24 protein-coding genes and 1 pseudogene are annotated in these 26,207 nt (G+C 62.9%); 13 read left to right on the top strand and 12 right to left on the bottom strand.

Features of this window, described 5'->3' with window-relative positions; all coding sequences use genetic code 11:
- Positions 1-233: 233 nt before the first annotated feature.
- From HWY05_RS35875 to HWY05_RS35860, 4 genes are all read right to left on the bottom strand, one after another.
- Positions 234-1,883 (bottom strand): J domain-containing protein, encoded by a 1,650-nt coding sequence (locus HWY05_RS35875; RefSeq protein ID WP_176061287.1) that lies wholly within the window; start codon positions 1,881-1,883, stop codon positions 234-236.
- Positions 1,884-1,889: 6 nt separating this feature from the next.
- Positions 1,890-3,599 (bottom strand): molecular chaperone HscC, encoded by a 1,710-nt coding sequence (locus HWY05_RS35870; protein ID WP_176061286.1) that lies wholly within the window; start codon positions 3,597-3,599, stop codon positions 1,890-1,892.
- Between the two features lie 172 nt (positions 3,600-3,771).
- Positions 3,772-4,233 carry a GNAT family N-acetyltransferase gene (locus HWY05_RS35865; protein ID WP_176061285.1) on the bottom strand — a complete coding sequence of 154 codons (462 nt, stop codon included), beginning with the start codon at positions 4,231-4,233 and terminating at the stop codon, positions 3,772-3,774.
- A gap of 56 nt (positions 4,234-4,289) precedes the next feature.
- Entirely contained in the window at positions 4,290-4,580 is a 291-nt protein-coding gene (locus HWY05_RS35860; protein ID WP_176061284.1) for a hypothetical protein, read from the bottom strand.
- A 128-nt stretch (positions 4,581-4,708) separates the two neighbouring features.
- Between HWY05_RS35860 and HWY05_RS35855 the strand changes: the two genes are divergently transcribed.
- Positions 4,709-6,181 (top strand): PLP-dependent aminotransferase family protein, encoded by a 1,473-nt coding sequence (locus tag HWY05_RS35855; protein WP_176061283.1) that lies wholly within the window; start codon positions 4,709-4,711, stop codon positions 6,179-6,181.
- Between the two features lie 55 nt (positions 6,182-6,236).
- Here HWY05_RS35855 and HWY05_RS35850 read toward each other — a convergent pair whose 3' ends face one another.
- The 4 genes from HWY05_RS35850 to HWY05_RS35835 form a co-directional block, all read right to left on the bottom strand.
- The gene (locus HWY05_RS35850) at positions 6,237-7,340 is read right to left on the bottom strand and encodes an FAD-dependent oxidoreductase (protein ID WP_176061282.1); all 1,104 of its coding nucleotides are present in this window, start codon (positions 7,338-7,340) and stop codon (positions 6,237-6,239) included.
- Positions 7,341-7,485: 145 nt separating this feature from the next.
- Positions 7,486-7,689, bottom strand: coding sequence for a DUF3562 domain-containing protein (locus HWY05_RS35845; RefSeq protein WP_035560421.1), 204 nt, complete (start codon positions 7,687-7,689; stop codon positions 7,486-7,488).
- A gap of 169 nt (positions 7,690-7,858) precedes the next feature.
- Entirely contained in the window at positions 7,859-8,929 is a 1,071-nt protein-coding gene (locus tag HWY05_RS35840; RefSeq protein WP_176061281.1) for a DMT family transporter, read from the bottom strand.
- Positions 8,930-9,000: 71 nt separating this feature from the next.
- On the bottom strand, positions 9,001-9,894 hold the full coding sequence (locus tag HWY05_RS35835) for a LysR family transcriptional regulator (RefSeq protein WP_176061280.1): 894 nt from the start codon (positions 9,892-9,894) through the stop codon (positions 9,001-9,003).
- 188 nt (positions 9,895-10,082) lie between these two features.
- Here HWY05_RS35835 and HWY05_RS35830 point away from each other — a divergent pair, with 188 nt between their 5' ends.
- The 8 genes from HWY05_RS35830 to HWY05_RS38520 all read left to right on the top strand — a co-directional run bounded on the left by HWY05_RS35830 (position 10,083) and on the right by HWY05_RS38520 (position 18,641).
- Positions 10,083-10,682, top strand: a complete 600-nt coding sequence (locus HWY05_RS35830) for a lipocalin family protein (protein WP_176061279.1) — start codon at positions 10,083-10,085, stop codon at positions 10,680-10,682.
- Between the two features lie 114 nt (positions 10,683-10,796).
- Positions 10,797-11,573 (top strand): DUF1295 domain-containing protein, encoded by a 777-nt coding sequence (locus HWY05_RS35825; RefSeq protein WP_176061278.1) that lies wholly within the window; start codon positions 10,797-10,799, stop codon positions 11,571-11,573.
- Positions 11,574-11,634: 61 nt separating this feature from the next.
- Positions 11,635-12,744, top strand: a complete 1,110-nt coding sequence (locus HWY05_RS35820; RefSeq protein WP_035560409.1) for a cyclopropane-fatty-acyl-phospholipid synthase family protein — start codon at positions 11,635-11,637, stop codon at positions 12,742-12,744.
- Between the two features lie 401 nt (positions 12,745-13,145).
- Positions 13,146-13,739, top strand: coding sequence for a cytochrome b (locus HWY05_RS35815; protein WP_176061277.1), 594 nt, complete (start codon positions 13,146-13,148; stop codon positions 13,737-13,739).
- Between the two features lie 57 nt (positions 13,740-13,796).
- The gene (locus tag HWY05_RS35810; protein ID WP_176061276.1) at positions 13,797-15,248 is read left to right on the top strand and encodes a glycosyltransferase; all 1,452 of its coding nucleotides are present in this window, start codon (positions 13,797-13,799) and stop codon (positions 15,246-15,248) included.
- Between the two features lie 174 nt (positions 15,249-15,422).
- The gene (locus HWY05_RS35805; protein WP_035560400.1) at positions 15,423-16,667 is read left to right on the top strand and encodes an aromatic ring-hydroxylating dioxygenase subunit alpha; all 1,245 of its coding nucleotides are present in this window, start codon (positions 15,423-15,425) and stop codon (positions 16,665-16,667) included.
- A gap of 159 nt (positions 16,668-16,826) precedes the next feature.
- Positions 16,827-17,816, top strand: a complete 990-nt coding sequence (locus HWY05_RS35800; protein ID WP_035560396.1) for an alpha/beta fold hydrolase — start codon at positions 16,827-16,829, stop codon at positions 17,814-17,816.
- A gap of 414 nt (positions 17,817-18,230) precedes the next feature.
- Positions 18,231-18,641, top strand: coding sequence for a rubredoxin (locus HWY05_RS38520; RefSeq protein ID WP_244146793.1), 411 nt, complete (start codon positions 18,231-18,233; stop codon positions 18,639-18,641).
- Positions 18,642-18,739: 98 nt separating this feature from the next.
- On the opposite strand, the gene HWY05_RS35790 is transcribed toward HWY05_RS38520, so the two are convergent.
- Positions 18,740-19,594: an oxidoreductase gene (locus tag HWY05_RS35790; protein ID WP_035560392.1), complete on the bottom strand. Its 855-nt coding sequence runs from the start codon at positions 19,592-19,594 to the stop codon at positions 18,740-18,742.
- Positions 19,595-19,858: 264 nt separating this feature from the next.
- On the bottom strand, positions 19,859-20,788 hold the full coding sequence (locus tag HWY05_RS35785; RefSeq protein WP_176061275.1) for a LysR family transcriptional regulator: 930 nt from the start codon (positions 20,786-20,788) through the stop codon (positions 19,859-19,861).
- Positions 20,789-20,900: 112 nt separating this feature from the next.
- On the opposite strand from HWY05_RS35785, the gene lysA reads away from it, so the two are divergent.
- Positions 20,901-22,145 (top strand): diaminopimelate decarboxylase, encoded by a 1,245-nt coding sequence (gene lysA, locus HWY05_RS35780; RefSeq protein ID WP_244146790.1) that lies wholly within the window; start codon positions 20,901-20,903, stop codon positions 22,143-22,145.
- A gap of 48 nt (positions 22,146-22,193) precedes the next feature.
- Here the strand turns inward: lysA and HWY05_RS35775 are convergent, their stop codons facing one another.
- Entirely contained in the window at positions 22,194-23,114 is a 921-nt protein-coding gene (locus tag HWY05_RS35775; RefSeq protein WP_176061273.1) for a LysR substrate-binding domain-containing protein, read from the bottom strand.
- Positions 23,115-23,236: 122 nt separating this feature from the next.
- Between HWY05_RS35775 and HWY05_RS35770 the strand changes: the two genes are divergently transcribed.
- Positions 23,237-24,004 (top strand): transporter substrate-binding domain-containing protein, encoded by a 768-nt coding sequence (locus HWY05_RS35770; RefSeq protein WP_176061272.1) that lies wholly within the window; start codon positions 23,237-23,239, stop codon positions 24,002-24,004.
- A 39-nt stretch (positions 24,005-24,043) separates the two neighbouring features.
- On the top strand, positions 24,044-25,159 hold the full coding sequence (locus HWY05_RS35765; RefSeq protein WP_176061271.1) for a succinylglutamate desuccinylase/aspartoacylase family protein: 1,116 nt from the start codon (positions 24,044-24,046) through the stop codon (positions 25,157-25,159).
- 91 nt (positions 25,160-25,250) lie between these two features.
- On the opposite strand, the gene HWY05_RS35760 is transcribed toward HWY05_RS35765, so the two are convergent.
- Positions 25,251-25,520 (bottom strand): cupin domain-containing protein, encoded by a 270-nt coding sequence (locus tag HWY05_RS35760; protein ID WP_035560374.1) that lies wholly within the window; start codon positions 25,518-25,520, stop codon positions 25,251-25,253.
- A gap of 341 nt (positions 25,521-25,861) precedes the next feature.
- Here HWY05_RS35760 and HWY05_RS35755 point away from each other — a divergent pair.
- Positions 25,862-26,207 (top strand): annotated as a pseudogene (locus HWY05_RS35755) (RHS repeat protein); the annotation flags it as partial.

Genomic DNA, 26,207 nt, shown 5'->3' with positions numbered 1-26,207 from the left:
TGTTGGCTCGGGTGGTGTGATGTTGATTAGCCTCTTTCCGAGAGATCGAGGCATCAATTTCTCAGACCTGGACAACCAAGAAATGGCGCCTGCCAACAGGTTGGACGTGCTGAGAAAGCCAGCCGTCTTCTATACGGCTACTGCCCTATTGGTGGGTTCGGCCGGCGCGTATCTATGGTGGAAAGCGACTGCTGGATAAGACCGCCGCGCGGCAACCATGTCGCCATGGCCGACTATTCTTGCTGGTTGCCGGCTAACCCACGCCGCCGCCTGACACCCTCGATGATCCAGATACTCATCAACCCCGCGCCCACACAAGCAACGATGTCCGGTTTCACGACAGCCAACACCATCCAGAACATATTCACATAACCGCGAAAAAACGCCGGCACCGCCGTACGCATTTCCTTCCAGCGCGTCGCCTCCAGCACCCCCCCCGCCGCCGACATCACCGCAAAGAGCGCCCACGCGAACTGTTGCGAGCGCTCTTCACGCTGCAACAGCAGCACGATCAACGCGACGAAGCCCGCAAACCAGATCGGCAGACAAGCCCACGACAAACGCGGCCGGCGCGCGAGCCAATCGCGCCACTCGGCTTGCGCGAACGAGAGGAAGAACGCGAACAGCACGCCATGGGCAAACGGCATCGGCCATGCACGCGGGTCGGTAGCGATCCAGTGGCCCACGAAGCCGAGCGCGCTGGCGTTGGCGACAGCCAGAATCGCCAACCGCTTGATAGACGGCCAGCCGTGGATCAGCGTCGCCCAGATTGTGCAGACGCCAAGCGTGATCATCGCAATCGAGGTGGAACGGCCATTGCCGTCTTCGCACAACGCCGCGGCGGTGGCGCCTAGCCACGCAGGAATCCAGCCATAACGCAGCCAACCGACGGAACGCAATGCGCGCAACCGCTGTTGCTGCGGTTCCGAAAGCAGCACGCTTGTCGCGGCGAGGGTGACCAGCGCGAGCATCAGCGTCGACAGAAGAATGGCGAGTTGCGGCGCCGCCCATTGATCGAACAATCGATCGCTCGCGGGATTCAGCGAGGCGGTGGCGAACAGCACGCCGCACCACGCATTCAACGCGAGCGCCGGACCCAGCAGGCGGCCCACGCCGACGCGGAATTTCAGGCAACTGCCCCAGAACTCGACCTTCTCGCGATCCAATCGCAGACGCACCACGCTCGGATGGTAGTGGCCCAGTGCGGTCAACAACTGCTCCATCTCCGTGCGCACGCCGGCACGCAGCAACGCTCTCGCGCCGGTTGCGATGGATGGCGCCGGCGCTTCGAGCAGCGCCATCGCGTTCATGAAGCGCAAACGCAGCGCGTTGTAGTCCTCGTCGGCGAATACGCGGTCCAGCGCGAGATTCGCAATGGGCGCGTTGCGCCGGCGCAGATGCGCGGTGTTGTCCCGCCACCCGAGCACGGCGTTCAGATTCATACGCAGTTCGGCCGGTGTGTCCTCGTTCAGACAGTGACACAGCGCTTGCCATTCGAGTTCTTCGCGCGTCGGAATGTTGACGATGGAGCCGAACAGCGTCTCCAATGAACGGCGCGACGCGAGTTGATCGGGTTGCGCGACGAAGTCTTGCCAGAGCTGCACCGCGCTGTCGAACGCATCGGGTTCGCGGACGGTTTGCACCGCGGGCGTGGGCATCGACATCGTCGACACCGTCGCCGGCATTGCCGAAAACGCCTTGCCGTTCACTATCTGCAATGCCGACTCATACGCATACCGCAGACGCTGAAACGCGTCGGTATCCTCATCCGGCCGCTGTTGTTTCAGCAGCTTCGCGTAAGCACGGCGCACCGCGCGCTCATCCGCATTCGATTCGATGCCGAGCGCGTCCCACGGCCAGGTGTTGTCAGAACTCGTAGTCATGGCCGATCAGTAAGTCACATGCACGTCGAAGCGATCCAGCAGCGCGCTCAGGTCGCTGCGCGCAAGGGCGATTTCATCGGCGTGCTGCCGTTCGATCAACGCCTGAAAACGCGCGATATGCGCGGCCAGATACTGCCGATGGTCCCCGAGCGTTTCTTCATAGACACGATCGGCACGCGTCAACAGTGTGCGATTTTCGAGTTGATCGCGCGGATGAATTTTCAACGCGCTCAGCGCAACGAGCCGCTCGCGGATTTCTTCCGGCGTCATCACGCCGGGGTTTTCTTCAATCACCATCGCGCGCTTTTCGCCGCCGGGAAAGGCGGTGGCTTCCACTTCCAGCACACCGTTGACGTCGTAAGTGAAGCGCACATCCGCGCCCGCTTCGCCTGCCGGTTTTAGCGGCACGTCGAGCGCGAATTCGCCGAGCGGCACGTTGTCCCGGGTCAGACGCGCTTCGCCCTGAAACACCTTGATGCTGAGCCTCTGCTGACGGTCGCGCACCGTGAAAATCCGCTGCATGCGGCTCACCGGCACGATCGTATTGCGCTCGATGATCGGCAGGAAATGCCCCGGCACGATCTGGTCCTGCGCGAGCTGGATGGCGGTATCGATGCCGAGGCTATACGGCGCGACATCGGTCAGCACCATTTCCTCGAGCCCTGCATCGCGCGTGACGAGACCCGCCTGCACGGCGGCGCCGAGCGCCACGACTTCATCGGGATTCAGGTGCCCGGCGGGCAGGCGGCCGAACATCTTCGAGACCAGCTTGCGGACCATCGGCATGCGCGACGCGCCGCCGACGAGGATGATTTCGTCGAGCGCGTCGACGGCGATCTTCGAATCGCGCAACGCCCGTTCCACCGGCTTGCGCAGCCGTTGCAACAAATGCTCGCAGGCACGTTCGGCGGCGGCTGTGTCGAGTTCGAGCGTGGCGTCGCGGTCGTTGACTGCGAGCTTGAGCGTGACGCTATCGGCGCCGTGCTGCGTGAGCTGCCGTTTCGCGCGCTCGGCCTGCTGATGCAGACGTTGCGCGGCGATCGGCGAGAGCGCGTTGAGTTTCAGGCTATTGCGCTGGCAGAACAGCTCGACCAACGCCTCGGTGAAGTCCTCGCCGCCCAGAAAATTGTCTCCGGTGCTGGCGCGCACTTCCATCACGCCTTCGAAGAAGTCGAGCACCGACACGTCGAACGTGCCGCCGCCCAGATCGAAGATCAGGAACTTGCGTTCGCTATCGCGCTGATGCACGCCATACGCGAGCGACGCCGCGGTCGGTTCGTTGACGAGCCGTCGCACCTTGAGCCCGGCCAGTTCGCCGGCAATGCGCGTGGCTTTGCGTTGCGCGTCGCTGAAATAGGCGGGCACGGCGATCACCGCGTCGTGGACCGTTTCGCCGAGAAAGGCTTCGGCGTCCGCCTTCAGCGCTTTGAGCACCAGCGAGGACAGTTCCTCGGGACGCAGGGTTTGCGTGTCGAGCGGCACGCTGCGGTTCGTGCCCATGTAGCGCTTGAAGTTCGCGGCGGTACGCTCGGGATGCGTATGCAGACGGTCATGAGCGGGGCGGCCGATAAGGATCGAGCCGTCGTCGTCGATCGAAACGCACGAAGGCGTGAGCGTCTCACCCAAGGCATTCGGGATGAGGACAGCCTGATTGTCGCGCCAGACCGCCGCGAGACTATGCGTGGTTCCAAGATCGATGCCGATGATCGAAGGCATGGTCAGTTTCCGATTCCGTTTCGCGCCCCTCCATGAGGAGATCGCCCAAGTTGCCGCGGATCAACCGCGCGGGAGCCGCGAGTAGCTCCGTCCAATGGCGATAACGGCAAGCCGCACGTAAAACTTGAGCGGCACGGTCCGCCGGCGGGGCGGGAATCGAAAACCTGCGGCGTTATAACGCCTTGCGATACACCACGAAGCCTGAGTGATCCGCGACCTGATCGTAGAGTTTCATCGCGGTCTGATTGGTTTCGTGGGTTTGCCAGTAGACGCGCTCCAGACCATCCGCCCGGGCTCGCGCATACACGCCTTCGATCAGCGCGCGGCCCACGCCCTTGCCGCGCTCGGTGTCGAGCGTGTAGAGGTCTTGCAGATAGCAGGTGGGCGCGGCCATCGTCGTATGGCGGTGATACAGGAAATGCACGATGCCGAGCAGTTGGCCGTTGCGTTCGGCGACCATGGCGTGCATCGGCTCGTAGGCATCGAAGAAACGCGCCCAGGTGATGCGCGTGATCTCGCGCGGCAGGGCCGTTTCGCCCGAGCGGCCGTAGAACGCGTTGTAGGCGTCCCATAGCGGCAGCCAGGCGTCGAAGTCGGCGGGCGCGGCGGGGCGAATCTGGATCGGGTCGGACATGGGTTTAAGTTCCTCGTGAGTGGATGACGTCTTGCGGGCAGGCCGCCGGGACGACGCTAAGGTTGAGTCGAACAGGCGTAGAGCGCCGCGCTGAGCGCCTGCTCGCGTTCGTCACGGCTAGCCACTCGTGCAACTTGCGCAACGGCGCCCGACGCAGCCGCGTCCGCTGCGTCGCCGTGCAGCGCGAGACGTTCGTGCAAGCAGGCGTCCAGATTCGCGCGCGCGGTCGTGGCAGGATCGAACGCGCCATAAATGCATGCGGCGCACGCCAGCGCTACGCAGCACGTTGCCGAGGCGCCGTAACTGGCGCGCAGGGTTGCGGTTTCTCGTGTCTGCGTATTCATCATCGTGGTCCCTTCTTCTGGCGTAAAGGCGTAGAGGCTTACAGCGTGGCGGCAGCGCCCGAACCATCAGCATAAGAAATTTGTGGCACCATTGTTAGCTCCACAAGAAGAGAAAAATTTGGAGCCACGATTTGGACTACGGTCTGTTGATGTCGAACGTCGAGCGAACGTTGGGTGGGCGCAAGCTCACGCAACAGGATCTGCTTTACGAAAGCCTGCGCCGCGCGATTCTCGACGGCGCGATTCGCCACGGTAGCCGTCTGCTCGCGAGCCGTGCGCTGGCCGAGCAATTGGGCATTGCGCGTAACTCGGTGTTGTACGCGTACGAACGGCTGACCGAAGAAGGCTTTATTGCCGCGAGCCGGCACGGTTCGATCGTCAGCATGGTGAGTGGCGCGGATAGTGCCGCTTCCAAGGCAGTAGGACGGCTGCAGTCGTCCGGCAGTGGGCTATCGCGGCGCGTCACGGATCTGCCGCGCGAACGCACCAGTCCCGACGACCCCACACCGTTCCGCCCAGGCGTGCCCGCGCTCGACGAATTCCCGCTCGCGCAATGGCGAGCGTCGATGGAGCGCGCATGGCGTGCGGTCCCGTCCGGCGAACTGGGATATGGCCACAACTCGGGCCATCCCGCGCTGCGCCGTGCGATTGCCGAATATGTACGCGTGTCGCGCGGTGTGCGCTGTTCCGCGGAGCAGGTGTTCATCACCGCGGGCACGCAGGCGAGTCTCGATCTCTGCGCCTGCATGTTCGCCGATGCCGGCGATAGCGTGTGGGTCGAGGACCCCGGCTATCACGGCGCGAAAGCCGCGTTTCAGGCTGCGGGTTTGCAACTGGTGCCGATTCCCGTCGACGCCGCCGGCATGGCGCCGACCGCCGATGATTGGCAACAGACGCCGCCGCGCTTGCTGTATCTCACGCCGTCGCATCAGTATCCGCTCGGCAGCGTGCTGAGCCTGGAGCGGCGCTGGTCGATCATCGATAACGCCGTGGCGCGCGGCGCGTGGATCATCGAAGACGACTACGACAGCGAACTGCGTCACAGCGGTCCGCCGCTACCGTCGATTCAAGGGCTCGTCGAGCACGCGCCGGTGATCTACCTCGGCACCTTCAGCAAGACGATGTTTCCGGCGCTGCGCATGGGTTTCATGGTTGTGCCCGCGCATCTCGTGACGCAGGTCGACGACACGCTCAGCGAGATCGCGCGGCAGGGGCGCGTGGCCGAACAGATTGCGTTGGCCGACTTTATCGATAGCGGGAAATATGCGCGGCATTTGCGGCGCATGCGGCGTCTTTATCAGCAACGCCGCAGCGCGCTGGTAGCAGCGATCGAGCGCCATATGGGCGATCTGGTGACGGTGTCGTCCGACGGCGGCGGCATGCATCTGACGGTGCGGCTCGACGCGCCGTTGCACGATCAGGACGTGAGTGCCGCGACGCGCGAGCACGGTTTGCATATCGCCGCGTTGAGCGCGTTCTGTCAGCATCCGGAGCGGGACGCTGAGCATTACAACGGCTTCATGCTCGGCTACGCGGGCGTGAAACCGCAGGAGGCGGATGCGCTGGTGGCGCGGCTCGCTGCGGTGGTGCGTGGGTTGTTGTGACGACACGTTAGGCATTTCGCGTCGTCACAGCGGGTTCCGTCACGCCGAAAGCCGTTCAGGCGGCCTCGGCTCTGAGCCAGCGCGCGAGCATTGCGTCGTCGTCCGTATCGAGCGCCTGGGCGACGCGCCGGCCTATCGCCGCGCCGAATTTATAACCGTGCCCCGAGCACGCGGACACCACCAGCGTGTTGCCGATATGCTTCGAGAAGAAACGGCTGTCGGCAGTGAAGGTGTAAATGCAGGTTTTGACTTCGGAAACCGTGTAATCGCCAATGCGGCTGAACGGCGGCGCAAACAGCCGGCGCACACTGTTGCCTTCACCGTGTGTCGCGATGCGGTCGGCGTCGGGGTCGAGCGCGTGGACCTTGTGAATGCCCGCACCAAACTTCAGACCAATGCCGTCGAGCGGCGGCAGGGCATAACCGCCGCTCGATCCGCCGATGTCGACGATTGCCGGTGCATTCGCCCACGCCTCTTCGAGATCCGCGGGCGGCTCCATGTAGGCGACCACGTTGCGGAACGTCATCAAGGTTTCGGCCAGCGCGGGGAACAGTTGCAACGTCCATGCGCCCGCGGTAATCACGAGGCGGTCGGCGCGCACGATGTTGTCGTCGTCGATACGCACGCAAGCGGTGTGCGGGTCGACCGAGAGGACTTTCGTATGAGTACGGATATCGGCGCCGCGCATCTTGAGCCACGCTTTCATGTCGCGCGCAATGCGCTCGCTGAAGAGCGCACCGCCGTCCTGATCGAGATACGCGTAGCGAAACGTGGCGGGGTCGAGAAAGGGATAGCGCTCTGCCGCTTCTTGCGGCGCGAGTTGTTCGTACTCGAATTGCATACGGTCGAGGCCGACGCGAAATTGCTCGGCGTCGTCGCCGGCGAATTGCGAAATGCCGAGCACGCCGCAATTCGCATAGTGGGACACGCCGAGATCATTCCACAGCAGATCCCAACTATCGAATGCTTCGGCCATGGTGCGCGCATAGCCGTCGGCGTCGCCATAGGCGCGGCGAATCATTCGGGTCCGGTCGCCCGAAGCGGCCAGTGGATTTGGAATCGAGCCTTGCTCGATCAATGTGATGTCGTGTCCCAGTTTCGCGAGCGACCACGCCGTGCTTAACCCGGCAATGCCCGCTCCTACGATTGTCACCCGCATGCCCACTCCCCCGAGTCGATGGTTCCGGCACAGAGTCTAGCAGCGGAAAGAAAATAATCGGTAAGGGTTCGTGCGGATCGGCGCGCGAGCGGACTGATCGACACGACGCAAAACCCGGCAGGCGGTGGTCTCCGCGCGCGCCGTGTCAGTGTTTGCGATGCGGGTTATGGCGAAGCTGGTTGCGCACTTTTTTCGCTGCGAACAGCGGCACGTAATCGAATACGCGCGCTTCGTGACGGTAAGTGGCCAAGGTGTCTTCGTACATCTTCGACACTGTTTCCGTGGGAGTGTCGGTCTCCTCTGCGATGCTTCTCACGACTTCATCGATATTTGGCTCGGGTTGGGACATGAAACTCTCCGGGGAGGCGGGTTGGACAGCGGGCACGGACAACAGGAGTTTCATTAGAGGATGCGATCCGCGCCGATGCCAATTGAATCGGTCTATCGCACACACTGTTTCACAGAGATTTTTGTCTTGCGGTGCAGCAAGTCGCCGCGCAGCGCGGCGACGCCGAAAATCAATGCGAATGACGATGATGTATGTCAGGAAAGTGTGCATGAACATGCGTGAGCGGCGCATGTTCATGCGGATGGGTGTGGGGCTCTTCGCCGTCCCATGCGAAGTCGTGCTCGTGCTGATGATGCGCGTCGTGCCGGTGGCGATGCGTGTGATCGAGCGGTGCATGCGTATGCGGATGCTCATGCCGTTCGCGGATGTGCAGCCACACGCCGAGCGCCATCAACGCGGCGGCGACCCAGAACAGCGGTGGCGGCAACTCGGGCCACAGCAACCATGACAGCGTCACGCCGAACAGCGGTGCGACCGAGAAATAAGCGCCGGTTCGCGCGCTGCCGAGATGGCGCAGCGCGACGACGAACAGCACGAGACTGACGCCGTAGCCGGCAAAACCCGTCAGCATCGCCAACCCGACGGTCGCACCCGTCGGCCATGATGCGCCGAGGGCGAGGGCGAGCGCCACGTTGACCGAACCGGCCACGAGTCCTTTCAGGCAGGCGATGAACATGGCGTCGTGCGTGGACACTTTGCGCGTGAGGTTATTGTCGATTGCCCAGCATGCGCACGCGCCGACCAGCAGCAGCGTGCCGGGCGGCAAACCCACCGTGCCGGGTTGCCAGGACAACGCCACGCCGCCCGCGACGATCGCGGCCATGCCGAGAAACACCTGCACGTCGACGTTTTCGCGGAACACGATCCACGCGATCAGCGCGGTGAACACGCCTTCGAGATTCAGCAGCAGCGAGCCGGTGGCGGCTGGGGTGGTTTGCAGACCGAGCATCAACAGCGCGGGACCCGCGACGCCACCGGCGACAATCGCGCCGGCCAGCCACGGTGCTTCGCGTAAGGGGAATGGGGGAAGAACGGCGGATTGTCCAGCGGCGCTGCCTTTGCCTTTGATGCGACGTGCCAGAATCACGGTGGCCAAACCGAGGCCGCTGCCGAGATAAAACAACCCGGCCAGCAGAAACGGCGACAACGCGCCGAGCAGCGCCTTGGCAAGCGGCGTGGTCGCGCCGAACAGCGCGGCGGCGAGCAAGGCGGTGAAAGCGGCGTTAAAGCGGAGGGACATGATGGCCCAATCGGATGGGAACAGCGGGCGTGCCAGACACGAGACACGATAGCGCGAACTGATCGACGGCGTTATGCGTCGCTGAATACGTGTTCGGACAGGAAGTCCACGAACGCTCGCAGCTTCGGCGAGAGTTGGCGGCTCGACGGCCAGAGCACCGAAAATTGCCCGGGGTCCGACAGGTGATCGTCGAGCACGCTTTGCAGCCTCCCCGCGCGGAGTGCGTCGCGGGCCAGAAAATCGGGCATATAGCCAATGCCCAGACCGACTTCGGCGGCTGCCCGCAGCGCTTCCATGTTGTTGCAGGTCAACGCGGTGGGAAAACGCGCGGCCGTTTCTTCCGGCTGCCCGCGAAACGCCCAGGGCTGCAATTTGCCTGAAGTCGGAAAGCGGAACCGCAGGCATGCATGATCGGCGAGGTCCGCAGGCGCGAGCGGCACGCCGCGCCGTTGCAGATAACCGGGTGACGCGCACAGCACGAAGCGGAACGGGCCGAGGCGCTTCGCCATCAATTGCGAATCGGCCAGGTTGCCGCTGCGGATCGCCGCGTCGAAACCGCCTTCGATCACGTCGACAATGCGGTCGTTGAAATCCAGTTCGAGATCGATCTCCGGATAGCGCTCCGCGAACGCCGGCAGGATCGGCAGCAGAAAGCGATAGCCGATGGTCGGCAGGCTCACGCGCAACCGGCCGCGCGGCACGGCGTTGGCTTCCAGCATCATCGATTCGGCTTCGCTTAGCGCGTCGAGGATTTGCCGGCAACGCTCGTAGAAGCGTTCGCCGTCGTCGGTCAGGCTGACGCGACGCGTGCTTCGTTGCAGCAAGCGCACGCCGAGATGCTGTTCGAGTCGCGCCACGCTTTTGCCGACGGCGGACGGCGACACGCCCAGCCGCTGCGACGCGGCGACGAAACTGGAGGCCTCCGCCGTTTGCACGAAGGCGACGATGCCGCTGAGGTTGTCCATTCGGTCGATTCGAGCACTAAAGTCTGGAATGGGCGAAATGTAGCATTATTTAGTGGCTTTCAGTCCGCTATGGGCGTTCATCTCACCACGCCGATTCAGCCGAACCGATTCACGTACCAATGCGCGCGCATCCATCCGGCCCCGTCGAACGTAATACGTTTATTGACGCTACGTTCGAGGCCCTTGCCATGCGCCGCCTGTTCTCCGCTGCCGCCGTTGCGACCGTGCTGCTGTTGTCTCTCGCCGGCTGTTCCAACGATCCGCCCAATCCGAATCCGCGCGCGAGTGAACCGCTCACCACCGTGCCGGTCGATTTGCCGCGCTATATGGGCCGCTGGTACATCATCGCGAACATTCCGTACTTTGCCGAGCGCGACATGGTGGCGAGCCGTGCGGAATGGCAATTGCGTCCGGACGGCAAGATCGACGACTCGTACTACGCGCGCAAGAAAAGCTTCGACTCGCCGGAAAAGCACTATCAGTTTCTGGACACGCCGGTGCCGGGCAAGGAGGGCGGCGAGTGGAGCGTGCAGATCTTCTGGCCGGTTCACGTCGCGCAACTCACGCTGTACGTGGATCCCGACTATCGCTACACGATCCTCGGTTATCCGGGCAAAAACCTCGGCTGGATTTTTTCGCGCGAGCCCGATATGAGCGACGACACCTACCGGTCGATGCTCGCCCGTCTCGATGCGATGGGCTACGACACGTCGCGTTTCAGGCGCGTGCCGCAGCATCCGGATCAGTTGGGCAAGGCGGGCTTTGCTTCGCCGGGCGATAAAAACTAGGGCGTCGGGCGCGTTCGCGCGTCAGCGCTTCACGTTGGTCGCCTGCGTCGCGCTTGCCGCATCCGATCCTGTTTTCACCGCGTATAACCCGCATCGTTACTGAATGAGCGCCTTATGCCGCCACTTGCCGCCGCCGTGATTGCCTTGATCGGCCTCGTCGCGATCTTCAGCGCCGCCTGGGCGTGGCAGTTGAAGACCGACAACGCCGGCATGATCGATCCGATCTGGGCGTATTCGCTCGGTCTCGTCGCGGTGCTTTACGCCGTGCTCGGCAATGGCGATCCGCTCACGCGTGCGCTCACCGCGCTGGGCGGGCTGGTGTGGGGCGTGCGGCTTGGCACGCATCTGTGGCGGCGCAATTTTGGTCAGCCCGAAGACGCGCGCTATCACCGCTTTCGCGAGGAATGGGGCGATGAGGCCGCGAGCAAGATGTTCTGGTTCTTCCAGTTGCAGGTGGTGGTGTCGATGTTGCTGTCGATCGCGTTTCTGGTGCCGTCGTACCGGACCCAAGCGCCGGCCATCGGCTGGATGTTGCTGGCTGTGGCGCTGTGGATCGCCTCGGTGATCGGTGAGGCCCTGGCCGACCGCCAGCTGAAACGCTTCAAGGCCGATCCGGCCAATCGCGACGCCGTGTGCCGTGCCGGGTTATGGCGCTATTCGCGGCATCCGAATTACTTCTTCGAATGCGTGCATTGGCTGGCGTATATCGCGCTGTCGGTGGGGACGCCGTGGACCTGGTTCACGTTGCTGCCGCCGGTGCTGATGGCGTTTTTGTTGCTCAAGCTGTCCGGCATTCCGTTGCTCGAAGAAAGCATGGCGAAACGGCGTCCGGGTTATGCCGAGTACATGCGTACCACCAGCGCGCTGATTCCGTGGCCGCCGCGGCATTGAAATATCGACCGAAGCGCAAGTGCGCGTCCCGACAAATACATGAATGATGGGAGTTAGCCTCATGAGCCTTTCCACCACCGACCACACCATCCCGCCGTCCGCCCCTGCCGAACCCGGCGACGATTGGCTGATCCGCAGTTGCGAGCGCGGCTGGCTGCCTGACGGCCTGATCCGCTTCGGCATGCGCCAATTGATGCGGCAGCGTCTGCGCGATGAAGCGCTCGACAACGGCGAGGTGCGTGCGCAGCGGCTCAACCGTCTGCTCGACGAATTGCGCGCGAGTCCGATCGCTATCGAAACGCAAGCCGCCAACACGCAGCATTACGAGGTGCCCGCGTCGTTCTTCCACGCGCATCTCGGACCGCATCTGAAGTATTCGTGCTGCCTGTATCCGACCGGCACCGAGACGCTCGCGCAAGCCGAAGCCGCCATGCTCGAACGCTATGCCGAACGCGCGGAACTCGCCGACGGTCAGCGGATTCTCGACCTCGGCTGCGGGTGGGGTTCGTTGTCGTTGTGGCTGGCGGCGCGCTATCCGCACGCGCAAATCGTCGCGCTGTCGAACTCGCACGGACAACGCGCTTTCATCGAAGCGCGCGCCGCGGAAAGGGGTTTGCAGAACCTCACCGTGGTCACGGGCAATGTTGTCGATTTCGAATTCGATCAGGCGCAACTGGGCGAGGGCTTCGACCGCGTGGTGTCGATCGAGATGTTCGAGCATATGAAAAACTACGGCCTGCTGCTCGCGAAAATCGCGCGCTGGCTGCGCGACGATGCCGAAGCGAAACTGTTCGTGCATATCTTCGTGCATCGCACGCTTGCGTATCACTTCCAGGTGCAGGACGGCAGCGACTGGATGTCGAAGTACTTCTTCACCGGCGGCACGATGCCGTCCGAAGCGCTGCTGCTGAACTTCCAGGACCATCTGCGGATGGAGCGGCAATGGTGGGTCAGCGGCACGCACTACGAGCGCACGGCGAATCATTGGCTGGCCGCGCTCGACGCCGCGCGTGAGCGCGTCATGCCGATGCTCGTCGACACTTACGGCGCGCGCGACGCGGCCGTGTGGTTGCAGCGCTGGCGCATGTTCTATATGGCCGTCGCGGAGTTGTTCGGTTACGCGAACGGCAATGAGTGGGGCGTCGGGCATTATCGGTTCGTGAAGCCTTGAGCAACGACCGGCGATCTGCCCACGGCAGGTCGCCCCGCTGAATGCGCGTCGCCCGGCGCGCCGCCTACGGGTCTCGCCGCGCCAGGCACGCGCGACGCAGTAAAGGCACAATCTGACATTTGCCGCCGCGGATCATGGCGGCCGACGACTCCGTGCGTGCGACATCGCCCCCTTTTCGACAAGCGGACCGAATCGACCGCGCTGATCACACGGCGCTGACCGCATCGGTCTCGCCCCCGTCACGCCGCATCGAAATAATCTGAAACACACCTTTACGCGCGTGGCGGAATAAAAGGCCACACTTAGGCGTTTTGTTAATTGAGTCGGGCGCCTGATCGCTTCGGCATCGCCGGCATTTCAAACAGCTTTCGCGGCACTGCGCTCGCGAATGGAACACAACGATGAACACCCAAGCCAATTCTCTGTCTGACTCGAACGATGTATCGGCCCGCTACACGCGCACCGCGATGACGCTGCACTGGCTGATCGCGCTGCTGATGATCGGCAACGTGGTGCTCGGTCTGAGCGCCGATTCGCTGCCCGACGACTGGGTGCGTCCGGTGGTCGATACGCACAAGTCGATCGGTATCACGGTGCTGGGTCTCGCGCTCATGCGTATCTTGTGGCGCGTGTCGCACAAGCCGCCGCCGTTGCCGCGCGAGTTTCCGTCGTGGGAAAAAATTGCCGCCCATGTCGCGCATTTCCTGTTGTATCTACTGATGATCGCGTTGCCGCTGTCCGGCTGGTTGCACGATTCCGCGTGGAAAGACGCGGCCACGCATCCCATGCGGCTGTTCAACCTGTTTCCGTGGCCGCGTATCGGCTATGTGATGAACCTCGATCCGACGCTCAAGGAGAGCTTGCACGATCGGTTCGGCGCGTTGCATACGTGGCTCGGCTACGCGCTCTATGCGCTGCTGGCCATGCACATTGGCGGTGCGCTGAAGCATCAGTGGATTGATCGCAAGTCGGTGCTGAAGCGCATGGTGCCGTGAGCCCTATCGCGCTTCGTTGAGTCCTTTAACCGCAGCCTCGAAGAATTCGTCGTCATTTTGAAGAAAACCCTGGAACAGGCGCTCGCCCTTGCGTCGCCACGCATCCTGCCGCGTCGCACGACACCGCTGAGCTCGCTGATTCATTTCAGCGTGCTCGCCCTGTGGGTGCTGCTGTTCGCGCGCGCCTTCTTTCTGAAAGGCGCATTGGCGTGGTCGACCGGCATCGCCTACGTGCTGTACGACACGTTGCTGCTGGCGTTCGTCACGTGGAAGTCGTTGCCGCTGATGCGCCGCACGGCGCCGCTCGAACCCGACTACGACCAGCGCAACCTGCCGGTCATGGGCGTGATCGTCGCGTCGCATAACGAGGCGAGCGTGCTGCCGGTGACGTTGGCCGCGTTGCTGCGGCAGACGCACGGTCCGGCGCAGATCGTGATTGCCGACGACGGCTCCACCGATCACACGCGCGAGCTGCTGATCGAACGCTTCGGCCTGACCGCAGCCGCCGACGGTGTGCTGAGCGCACCGAGCGCGCTGTATCCGAACCTCTTCTGGCTGCGTGTGCCGCACGGCGGCAAGGCGCGCGCGCTAAACGCCGCGATCACGCTGATGACCACGGAAACGGTAATGACCGTCGACGCCGACACGCTGCTCGACGACGACGCCACTTACGCCATGCGCGCCGCGTTCGCGAGTGAGCCGAAGCTGGTCGCCGCCGCCGGCATTCTGGTGCCGGTCTGCGGCAAGACGGTGTCGGGCCGCATCTTCCAGTGGTTCCAGACCTACGAGTACATGCGCAACTTCATCGCCCGTTTTGCGTGGATGCGCGCCGATAGTCTGCTGCTGATCTCGGGGGCGTTCGCCTCGTTCAGACGCGACGCGCTGGTCGATGTGGGCGGCTTCGACCCGGCATGTCTGGTCGAAGACTACGAACTGATTCACCGGCTGCGCCGCTATTCGGTCGATCACGGCCTCGGCTGGGACGTGCGGGTGGTCGGCGAAGCGCATGCGCGCACCGACGCGCCGGACAACCTCGGCAGTTTTCTGCGGCAACGCCGCCGCTGGTTCGCGGGCTTCCTGCAAACCCAGTACTGGAACCGCGACATGACCGGCAATCCGCGCTACGGCACGCTGGGCATGCTGATGCTGCCGGTCAAGGCGATCGACACGATGCAGCCGATCTACGGGCTGACCGCGTTCGGCTTGCTGCTCGCGTTTCTATTCGGCGGGCATGGCGCGATCGTCATCTCGATCTTTAGCGTGATCGGCATCAAGACGGCGATCGACCTCGCGTTCTATCTGTGGAGCATTCATCTCTACCGCCGCTGGACGGGCGAGCGCAGCGGCTCCAGTCTGGGCATGGCGATGCTGGCGGCCGTGGCCGAGCCCTTCACGTTCCAGTTGGTGCGGCACGTGGGCGCAGCGCTCGGCTGGCTGCATTTTCTGCGCGGCGGACGCTCGTGGGGCGTGCAACGGCGCTCCGGGCTGGTCGCGCACGACGAAAGCTAGCGGCGGTTTTTTTGGCGCGCCAAGCCGCGCTCGCATCGCTGGACGGCCCGCCGGGCCGGCCCAGGGTGCGTCCGGGGACCCCAGGCGGGGCCCGCTTCGAGTAGACTGACGGGCGATGCCGCGCTGGTAATCAGGCGGCTACCTTCTATCCGCTCGTGCACGGAGGCCCCACCTATGCATGCTGTTCCCCCGTTCGAACAAGACACCGTCGAAGCAACTATCGATGCGCCGCCGGCTCATGACGCATCGTCGAAAAGCGCTCATGCGTCCGCTGACGCGCATACGCCGGACCAGGCCGCGACTAACGCGCCGGTGCGCGATCTGCGCCGCGTCGGTATTCACCCTGACTACTGGTATCCGCTCGCGTGGTCGCATGAAGTGAAGCGCGGCAAGACGCATGGCGTGACGTTCGCGGGCGAGCCGATCGTGCTGGCTCGCACGGAGAGCGGCAAGGCGTTCGCGCTCGAAGACCGCTGTGCGCATCGGCAGGTGCCGTTGCATCAGGGCGTGGTGGAGGGCGAATCGATTCGCTGCGGTTACCACGGTTGGACCTACGACTGCTCGGGCAAGTGCATCGACGTGCCGTATCTCGGCAAGGATCGTCTGCCCAATGGCGTGCGCGCTTATCCGTGCCGCGAAGTGGAAGGCCTGATCTTCGTGTTTCCGGGCGATCCCGCGCTGGCCGACGAACGCGCGTTGCCGCCGCTCGGCTCGGTCTCGGACCCGAAGTACAAGACGCGCCGTTTCGGCCGTCCGGTGAATTGCCATTACTCGTTCATGCACGAGAACCTGATGGACATGAACCATCAGTTCCTGCACCGCCGGCAGATGGGTCAGATGCGGGCACGCTCGCTGGGCCGTCGGCGCGGCGACGGCTGGGTCGAGGTCGATTACACGTTCGCGCGTATGGCCGGCCAGCAGCCGATCGGCGAAGCGATCGTGTTCGGCCAGAGCCGCAAGACCGGCGGCGACAACGACAAAGACGTAATGACGATCCGCACGCAGTATCCGTATCAGACGCTGCAGATCCGCACGTCGGAGAACACGCTGGTCATGGATCTGTGGATCATCTATGTGCCGCTCGATCGCGAGCAGCGCACCAACCGCACGTTCGGCCTGCTGTCGATTCGCAAACCGGGTATTCCCGGCGTGCTGAATCTGGCGTGGCCGCTGCTCGTCTGGTTCACCGAACGCATCTTCAAGGAAGACCGCGAGATCGTCGAAGCCGAACAACGCGCACACGATTCGCAGGGCTCGGACTGGAATCACGAGGTGTTTCCGGTGATCAACGAACTGCGCGCGTTGCTGCGCGAAAGCGGTGCGCCGGATCAGGTGGTGGGCGCCGGCACGGGCGACACATCGGTGATTCGCTTCTGGGATTCGCGTCACGACCGGCCGGACCGGGCTGCGACCGAATAACAGATATTTGAGTTTTTTCGCGCCGCCTGGAACCGTACAATCATCCGCGACGATGAGCGGCGAGCCGGGCGGCGGGGCGGCACAACACACATGCGCGGGGCGCGGGTTCATCGATCGGGAAAGCTATAAACATAAATAATCGCCTGAGAGGCTCATTCGATGAGTACCGAACTGCATACGGTTATGCCGGTTGTCGTATTCCTGGTGGGCCTCGCCTTTGTGGCGTGGGCGCTTGTGAAGGGCGGTCCCAAACCGCCGCCGCCGCTCGATTCGATCAACGCGCCTTTCAAGTCGATCGATACCTCTGATTTACCCCCTCTAGACCGTTTCACCGCACGTGATAACACCGCGCTCGCCTATCGGCTTTATGCCAGCCGCGTCGCGCAGGTGCGCGGCAGCGTGGTGCTGATTCACGGCTCGTCGGCGAGTGGCGTGAGCCTGCATACGCTGGCCAAGGCGCTCGCCGCGGCCGCTTACGACGTTTATGTGCCCGATGTACGCGGCCATGGCGAATCGGGCAGGAAAGGCACGATTGCGTATATCGGCCAGCTCGAAGACGACCTCAGCGATTTTCTCGACGAAGTGCAGCCGCGTGGGCCGCGTACGCTGGCCGGTTTCTCGGCGGGCGGCGGGTTCGTACTGCGTTATGCAGGCGATGCACGGCAACTGGCCTTCGAGCGCTATGTGCTGCTTGCGCCGTTGCTTCACCATAATGCGCCGAGCACGGTGCCCGGCGGCGGCGGCTGGCTGAATGTGGGGCTGCCGCGGACTATCGTGCTGGTTCTGCTCAACAAGCTGCGTATCACGGTGTTCAATCATCTGCACACCGTGGCCTTCGCGTTGACGCCGGAGGCGGCGGCGAAACTCACGCCGCAGTACTCGTACAACCTGATGCAGAATTTCCGCCCGCACGATCACTACCGCGCCAATATTCGCGCGACGCGGCGACCGCTCGAAGTGCTGGTCGGCGCTAACGACGAAGCGTTCCATGCCGAAGCCTTTGCCGGTGACTTCGCCGACGCGGGGCGGGTGGTGCCGGTCACGATCGTGCCGGGCGTTGGGCATATCGGTCTCACACTCGAACCCGCTGCGGTGGCCGAGATCGTGGCCGTGGTGTCGGAACGCGCCAGCGAGGCGGTGGTTTCGTAGCGGGTTTTGCCATTGCCTTTGCGCCGCCTGGGGAATGAGTCCATCTCCGTTCGGTAGTTAATGAGCGGCCGTCGAGCGGCGATAATGGCATCCGATATTGCATCTGATGCACGCGGGTTTGCGCTAAACGGCATGTGCCGGTCGCGGACCCGTGTACCATTTCGCTTTTTCCGACTTTGAAGACCCAGCCCGTGACTTCGCAACAAACCCCTACCGCATCGCGTAAATCCCTCACTCTGCTGCAATTGCTGGGCCTCATCGGCGGTGCCGGCCTGATTGCCGCCATCGTGCTGAACCAGTTCGTCTGACCCCGCCGCGAAGTTTCAGTTTGACGCTTCCGACCTATGCCGGTGTGCTCCCCGAGAAGTCTTCTTGCGGGACGCGCTGCCGGCTTCCTCGATATTCCGATTTGCCATGTACAAGAAGGGCGTAGCCGTAGAAATCCAGTTTTCCGCCGAGCGGCTCAATGACGGCGCCGGCGATCCGTACTGGATCGATTTGACGCTGGCCGAGGCGCAGCGGCTGCTGGAAAGCCTGCAGGCGCGTCTCGCCGGGACGAGCGGCGGAACTGCCGCGCCGTTGGTGGTGAGTCTCGACGCGTCGGCGGATGCGCAAGTGGCGGACGTGCCGGTAGCCGACGCGCCAGTCCTGGTGGATGACTTCAAGCAATGGGTCTGCGTGATCTGCGGCTGGATCTACGACGAAGCCGCCGGTCTGCCGGAAGAGAATATCGCGCCGGGCACCCGCTGGGCGGATGTGCCGGCGGATTGGCGTTGCCCACTGTGCGACGTGGGCAAGGAAGATTTTGCGTTGGTTGAGTTTTGAGTTTGGTCGACCGACGGATCGGCTGATCGGCTGATCGACCCCAGCAACAGCACGACAAAATCACGGCCCGGCAAAACACGCCGGGCCATCCGGCGCCCTTAACCCGCCCCTTCCGGATAATCCGCACCTACCGTAGCCGCTTCCCACGCATCAAAATCGCCGCGCATGAAGTCAAGCTTCTTGCGCGCCAATTCGAGCGCCATCTTGCCAAGCAGCAGACGCAACGGCGGCGTATCCGACAGCGCGGCGTCGATGATCGCCTGCGCTGCGCGCACCGGATCGCCCGCCTGTTTGCCGCTGCGCGCTTCGGTCTGCTTGCGGCGCTCGCCGGCCGTGCTCGCATAGTCGTCGATCAGTGTGGCGGACTGTTTGATCGACGGTCCCGCCCAGTTCGTGCGGAACGGTCCCGGCTCGACGATCAGCACGTCGATGCCGAGCGGCTTCACCTCCGCCGCCAGCGACTCCGACAAACCTTCGACCGCGTACTTGGTGGCGTGGTAATAACCGGTCGCCGCGAAACTCGTAATGCCGCCAATCGACGACACATTGACGATCAGCCCGCCGCGCTGCTCGCGCATGATCGGCAGCACCGCTTTCGTCATGTCGACCAGACCGAACACGTTGGTCTCGAACATCGCGCGGACTTCGGCGTCTTCGCCTTCTTCCACCGCGGCCAGATAGCCGTAACCCGCGTTGTTGACGAGCGCGTCGATGCGGCCGAAACGCTGCTTCGCCTGCTTGACCACGTCCTCGACCTGCGCGAGGTTCGTCACGTCGAGCGGCAACACTAGCGCGCGGTCGCCGTGCGCTTCGGCGATATCTTTCACTTTCGACGCGTCGCGCGCGGTCACCACCGCGCGCCAGCCGCGCTCCAGCACCAGCTTCGCGAGTTCACGGCCGAAGCCGGTGGAACAGCCTGTGATCAGCCAGACGGGATTGTCTCGATTCATCATTTGGGAAACTCCGGTTGATGGTCTACGACTTACGTGGGAACACTTCATACGGCACGAATGCGCGATCAATGCGCAGGTCACGTCCGCAATCGGTTTGCTACGGTGCTTAGCGTGAAGCGTGCCCGGTCTGATTGCCGGGTGGATCGGCGTGGGTTCGCGCGATGCGAACGGCCGTGTGCTGAGAAGGGACCTAACGCGCCTCGCTCGCCGCGAAGGACGGTCAAGGCGGTTCGTCTCGTAGCTGTCGCTGATCGGACAACGGCGTTATGGCTGCTTGCGTCCGGTGTGACTTTTCAATTGTAGCCGCAGCGCGGCGGCCTCGCTTTGCAGCGCTTGAACGAACGCGCCGGCGAGCGGATGAGCTGGTCGATGCTCCGGATGAATCACACTCACGCGAAACGGTAGCGACACAGCAAGCGGGCGGATATGCAACTGCCGCCCCACGAAATCGAGCGCAGTCAGCGGATTGACGATCGCCACGCCGAGGCCTTGCCGCACGAAACCGCACACGGAAACGGCGGTGGGTGTCTCGACGGTCTGCCGACGCGCGATACCGGCGCGAGCGAAGGCTTCGTCGATCTGAATCCGGTAGGGATCGCTCGACGACAGGCTGATGAACGGCTGGTTCGCGAAGTCCTTCAACGCGATCACCCGCCTGGCCAGCAGCGGATGCCCGTCGGGCAGCACGCAGACCTCGTCCACTTCGAGCAGGGGCGTCAGGCGGGTGCCGGCCGGCGGCGCGCCGTGCTCGGTGAGGCCGAGGTCATACCGCTGCGCCGTGAGCCATTCTTCGAGAAAGGGCGATTCCTGCGTGGCGATCGACAGACTCGCGTCGGGCTGCGCGTCGTGAAAGCGTTTCGACGCGCCCGGCAGGATGGAATGTGAAAACGCGGGCAACGCGATGAGGGAAAGCTGCCCGCCCTGGAATTCACGCAAGCTCGCCGCCGTGGAGGCCACCCTTTCGAGGCCGACATACGCGCGCTTGATTTCGTCGAAGAGCGTCAACGCGGACAACGTGGGACGCAGCCGCCCATGCACGCGTTCGAACAACGCGAAGCCGATGCTTTGCTCCATGCGCGCGAGTTCGCGGCTTACCGTGGGCTGCGAGGTGAAGAGCATTTCGGCGGCGCGGGTGACGCTGCCCGCCGTCATTAGCGCGCGAAAGACTTCGATATGCCGGTGGGTGAGCGCCATGATAGGTATATCAGAAATGAATGGATCATTGAAGAATAGGTATTTTACTGAATGCCAACTTCTCCGCATCATGTCATGCATGCCAACGCTTGAACATCGAGAGCCGGGAACCGTGACGCCATTCAATCCGCTACAACTTGTCGAACTTGCCCGGCAGCACGGCACGCCGCTATGGGTCTATGACGCCGACGTGATCCGTCAACGGATCGCCGAGCTGCGCAGTTTCGACGTGATTCGCTACGCGCAGAAAGCGTGTTCGAATCTGCACATTCTGAAACTGATGCGGAACGCTGGCGTGAGGGTCGACGCCGTGTCGCACGGTGAAATCGCACGCAGTCTTGCCGCGGGATTCACGCCGGACGGCGATCCTGAAGGCGTGGTTTTTACGGCGGATCTGATCGATCACACGACGCTCGCCACCGTGGTTGAGCATCGCATTACCGTCAACGCCGGGTCGCTCGACATGCTCGAACGCGTCGGCCGACATGCGCCCGAAGGCCATCGTGTGTGGCTGCGGATCAACCCAGGTTTCGGCCACGGACACAGCAACAAGACCAACACGGGCGGCGAACACAGCAAGCACGGTATCTGGCTCGATGACGTGCCGAAGGCGCTGGAGATCGTGCGTCGTTATCGATTGAAGCTGGTTGGGCTGCACATGCATATCGGCTCGGGCGTCGACTATGGGCATCTGTCGCGGGTCTGCGATGCGATGGTCGACGCGGTCAAAGGCCTTCAAGGCCACGACATCGAAACGATCTCGGCCGGCGGAGGTTTGTCGGTGCCGTACAAGACCGGCGACGCGCGTATCGACGTCGAGCATTATTTCCGGTTGTGGGACGCGGCGCGTCGGCAGATCGAGGCGCATGTCGGGCATCGCGTGAGGCTTGAAATCGAGCCGGGACGTTTCCTCGTCGCTGAAGCGGGCGTGCTGGTTGCCGAGGTGCATGCGTTGAATCGTCGTCCGTCGCGGCAGTTCGCTTTGGTCGACGCTGGATTCAACGATCTGATCCGGCCGTCGCTGTACGGCAGTCATCATGAGATGACGGTGCTGAAACGCGACGGCACGCCGAGCGGTGCAGCGCTGAACGCGTTCGCCGTCGCCGGCCCGCTCTGCGAAGCCGGCGATGTCTTCACGCAAGCGGAGGGTGGCGTCGTGCTGAACCGGACGATGCCGACACCTGAGATAGGCGATTTCGTCGTGTTTCACGATGCGGGTGCGTACGGCGCGGCGATGTCATCGAACTACAACAGCCGGCCGCTTGCGCCCGAAGTGCTGCTGGAAAACGGCCACCCGCGCGTGATCCGGCGGCGCCAAACCGTCGACGAGTTGATCGCGCTCGAAACGTTCGGTTGATTCTGGCTCGCACGATTGCCGACGCGCCGCGCTACACCGAACGCACGATCAACGCGCCCGCACCGTGCGCGTGTACGACGCGATCATCGTCGAGAGTTCCTGCGCGGCGGGCGTGAGCGGAATCGCCGCGCGCTGCAGCAGGCAGACGTTCTGATCCACCGCCCGCTCGCGCAACGGAATGACGGTGAGCGCGCTGGCGAACGGCCCGCGCGTAGCCACCGCCGACGCTTCCAGCGACAGGCAATCCGTCGCGCCGACCAGATGCAGCGTCTCGTACAGGCCCTCGATCGTCGCGATGATGTTCGGCGGTGGCAAGCCGTGACTGTCGAGCAGATGGTGCAGACGGCTGACCTGCGGATCGTCCGTGAGATTCGGCGAACGCGTGGCCACCCACGTGCAATCGACCAGTTCGGCCAAGGACGTCGCGCCTGCTTTCGGATGCCCCCGGCGGCACACCACCACCGGATCGGACGGGTAAAGCGGCGTGACCGACAGGTCGGCGGTATCGGTCTGCTTCGACACCAGCGCGACCGCGAAGTCCAGCGTGCCTTCGCGAATCATCGAGATCATCATTCGCGACGTGCCGGTGCGCAGATGCACCGCGACCCGCTCGAAGCGCGTGCGAAATTGCGTCAGCACCGGCGCGAGCGCGTCGACGAGCGGTTCCGTGGTCATGCCGAACGTCACTTCGCCGACGTAATCGCCGCGCAATTGCTGCACTTCCTGCTCGGCGCGCTCGCATTCGCCGATGATCGTGCCGGCCCGCTGTAGCAAACGCTGACCGAGCGCGGTCAGCGCAATGCCGCGATTCGTGCGGGTGAATAGCGTCGCGCCGAGGACCGATTCGAGGTTCTGCAACTGCTGCGTGATGCCGCTCTGCGCAATGCCGAGCGCCCGCGACGCCGCGCGGATGCTGCCATGCTCGGCCACGGCGGTGAACGCGCGCAGCTGGGAGATCGTCAACGCCATGGCGGTTGGGGGTCCAGTGATCGGTAAAAATGATCATGATAGTCTGAACGGGACTTCTTTGAGGCACAAGAGCGGCATAGGATAGGGCTGTCGTTCTCCGCTCACCTCACACTCCGTCTCCCATGAAAATTCTGCTGATGATCCTGAGCGCCGCGCTGACTTTTGGCAGTGGCGCGTTCGCCGCCGAGCCCCAGACCGTGCGCCTCGGCATCGACCCGACCTACCCGCCGATGGACTCCAAGGCGCCCGACGGCAGCGTCAAAGGCTTCGACGTCGATCTGGGCAACGAAATCTGCAAGCGCATTCACGCGCGCTGCCAGTGGGTGGAGCTCGAATTCTCGGGGATGATTCCGGCACTGCAGGCGCGCAAGATCGACGCCGTCATGTCGTCGATGGCGATCACGGAGAAGCGCGAGCAGCAGATTCTGTTTTCATCGAAGCTGTTTCAATTCAAATCGCGGCTGATCGCGCGGCAAGGTTCGCCGCTCGCGGGCGGCATGAACGCGTTGTCTGGCAAGCAGATCGGCGTGCAGTCGGGCACGCAGTTCGAGTCGTATGCGCTGAAGAACTGGGCGCCGAACGGCGTGCACGTGGTGGCCTACAAGAGCCAGGACGAAGTATTCGCCGACCTGGAGAACGGGCGGCTTGACGGCGCATTGCTCGGCACCGTGGAAGCGGATTACGGCTTTCTGCGCACGCCGGCGGGCAAGGGCTTTGCGTTTGTCGGCGAGCCGCTTTCCATGGGCGATCACGGTGTGGGCATCGGCCTCCGCAAGGACGAGACGGCGTTGCAGGCATCGATCAACGGAGCGATTGCCTCCATGCTCAAGGACGGCACTTACGCGCAGATCGCGAAGAAGTACTTCGACTTCGATCCGTACGGCAATTGATTCTTTTACTCCTACTCTTTCGCACCAGGCTTTCCGTTCATGAACAGGCAATCGATTCCGCTTCTCTCGCCGGCTATCGGCACGCACCGCGAACTGGTGTCGTTTCATTTTGGCCCGACGGATCGTGGGCAAAAAATCTATATCCAGTCGTCGCTGCATGCCGACGAAACGCCCGCGATGTTGACGACGGTGTTACTGAAGCGCCGTTTGCTGGAACTGGAACAGCAGGGTGCGCTGGATGCGGAAATCGTGCTCGTGCCGGTGGCGAATCCGGTGGGGCTCGGGCAATACGTGCTCGGACAGTTTCTTGGACGTTTCGATCTGGGCAGCGGGAAGAACTTCAATCGCCATTTCCTGCAGTTCACGAAGTTGAACGCGCGGGCCAAAGAGGTGTTGGGTTCCGACGCCGCGGAAAACGTGCGGCTCGTGCGGAAGCTGATTGCCGAGGAACTGGCCGAGCAGAAACCGTCGACCGAGTTCGAGTCGCTGCAATGGGCTTCGCTGAAGCTTTCGTACGATGCGGACGTGGTGATCGATCTGCATTGCTCGCTGGAAGCGGCGATGCATCTCTACACCAGCGAAGCAGCGTGGCCGGAGTTCGAGCCTTTGTCGCGGTATCTTGGCGCGCAGGCGTCGTTGCTGGCGACGAACTCAGGCGGCGAATCGTTCGACGAGACGCATAGCCTGTTGTGGTGGAAATTGCAGCAGGACATGCCGGCGGATAAACCGGTGCCGAACGGTGCGATTGCGGTGACGGTGGAATGCCGCGGTCAGCGCGATGTGTCCTACGAAGTGGCACAAGAGGACGCGGATGCGATTGTCGATTATCTGGTGTGGCGTAAGGCGATTCGACGTGAAGTGAAACCGATGCCCGCGTTGCTGTCGCCGGCGACGCCGCTCGCCGGCAGTGAGCAGTTTTATGCGCCGGTCAGCGGGATTCTCATTCATCGCGCGAAGATTGGTGAGACGATTCGCGTTGGGCAGGCGCTGTTCGATATCGTCGATCCATTGACGGATGAGACCACCACGATTTCGAGCAATACCGAAGGCGTGTTTTATATGCGCCGCGCGATTCGCTTCGTGACGACGGGTGCGCCGTTGGGCCGCGTGACGGGGACGCGCCCGTTCAGGACTGGGGTGTTGTTGGGCGCTTGAATCTACGTTTTCTCTCTGCGGGCGTGGCGTGTTTCGATGTTTGAGATTGAAACCGGAATCGCCTCGCCCGTAGTTGCCTGTCTGCAGTTCTCTACTCTTTCCTTCCCACCAGATACGTCACGCCATTCGGACCGTAGCGCTCTGAATGCGGTTTGTTCGCCGCCAGGTGGAAGACGTCGCCGACCTGGTACAACCGTTCTTCGTCGCCGCAGACGATGTGCAGCTCGCCTTCCAGGATCAACGCTTTGGCCTCGAAGGGATGCGTGTGGACGGCCATCGTGATGTTGGGTTCCTTCCTGGTCACCACGGCTTCTGGGAAACCGTCTTTCGTCAGGCTTTCAGTGAATGCTTCGCGATCCATGGTGATTTTCTCGCTGTGGGGTGGGGAGATTCACTTTAACGCTCGGCGGGTTTTTCTGCAGGGCGTGTCGTCATCGACGCCGCATTCGCGGCGTGTCTCGATCGCTAACTTTGATCGTTTGGATTTTTCTTCAGCTTCATGTCGAGGTCTGGGCGTGCCGTGTAGGAATAGATGGCATCGCGCGCAGCTCTTTCCGAGTGCTGCCTGTTAATTCCGCACATTCGTAAAGATGCGCTTCAAATTTTCGTTTTTCCGAATTCTCTTATTCTGAGTTTTATCTCCCTGATTCAGCGTCTGGTCGTTACGGATTTCTAACGACGCATGACAAAGAAGGGGAACGTATGAAAAATGAGAACCCGTTTTGCGGAATGACGGGAAACCTGGCGCGCGTTTTCGCCATGTTCGCGTTGCTGTTGGTCGCATTCGGCGCGAATGCGACAGACTGTCTCACGCTCTACGCGCAGTCCGGTGCGACGCCGGGATCGAAGACGTGCCGTCTCGATGTGGTGGGTAATACGCCCGGCGGGATGGGCAACTATGCGTGTATCAACGACCTTGCACTGATTGACCAATGGTGCGCGGCGCCGAAGGCAAACGAGCCGGAGGCCAGTTGTCCGATCGCTGATCCGGTGTATCCGGGTAATGGCGCCGTCACGCTAACAGAGGCCGATTTCGTCAGCGGTGACG

Source organism: Paraburkholderia sp. BCC1876 (genome assembly GCF_902833695.1).
In the GTDB taxonomy this organism is placed as follows: domain Bacteria; phylum Pseudomonadota; class Gammaproteobacteria; order Burkholderiales; family Burkholderiaceae; genus Paraburkholderia.
The sequence above is the reverse complement of the archived record's forward strand: the minus strand, read 5'-3'. Positions and strand labels throughout refer to the sequence as shown.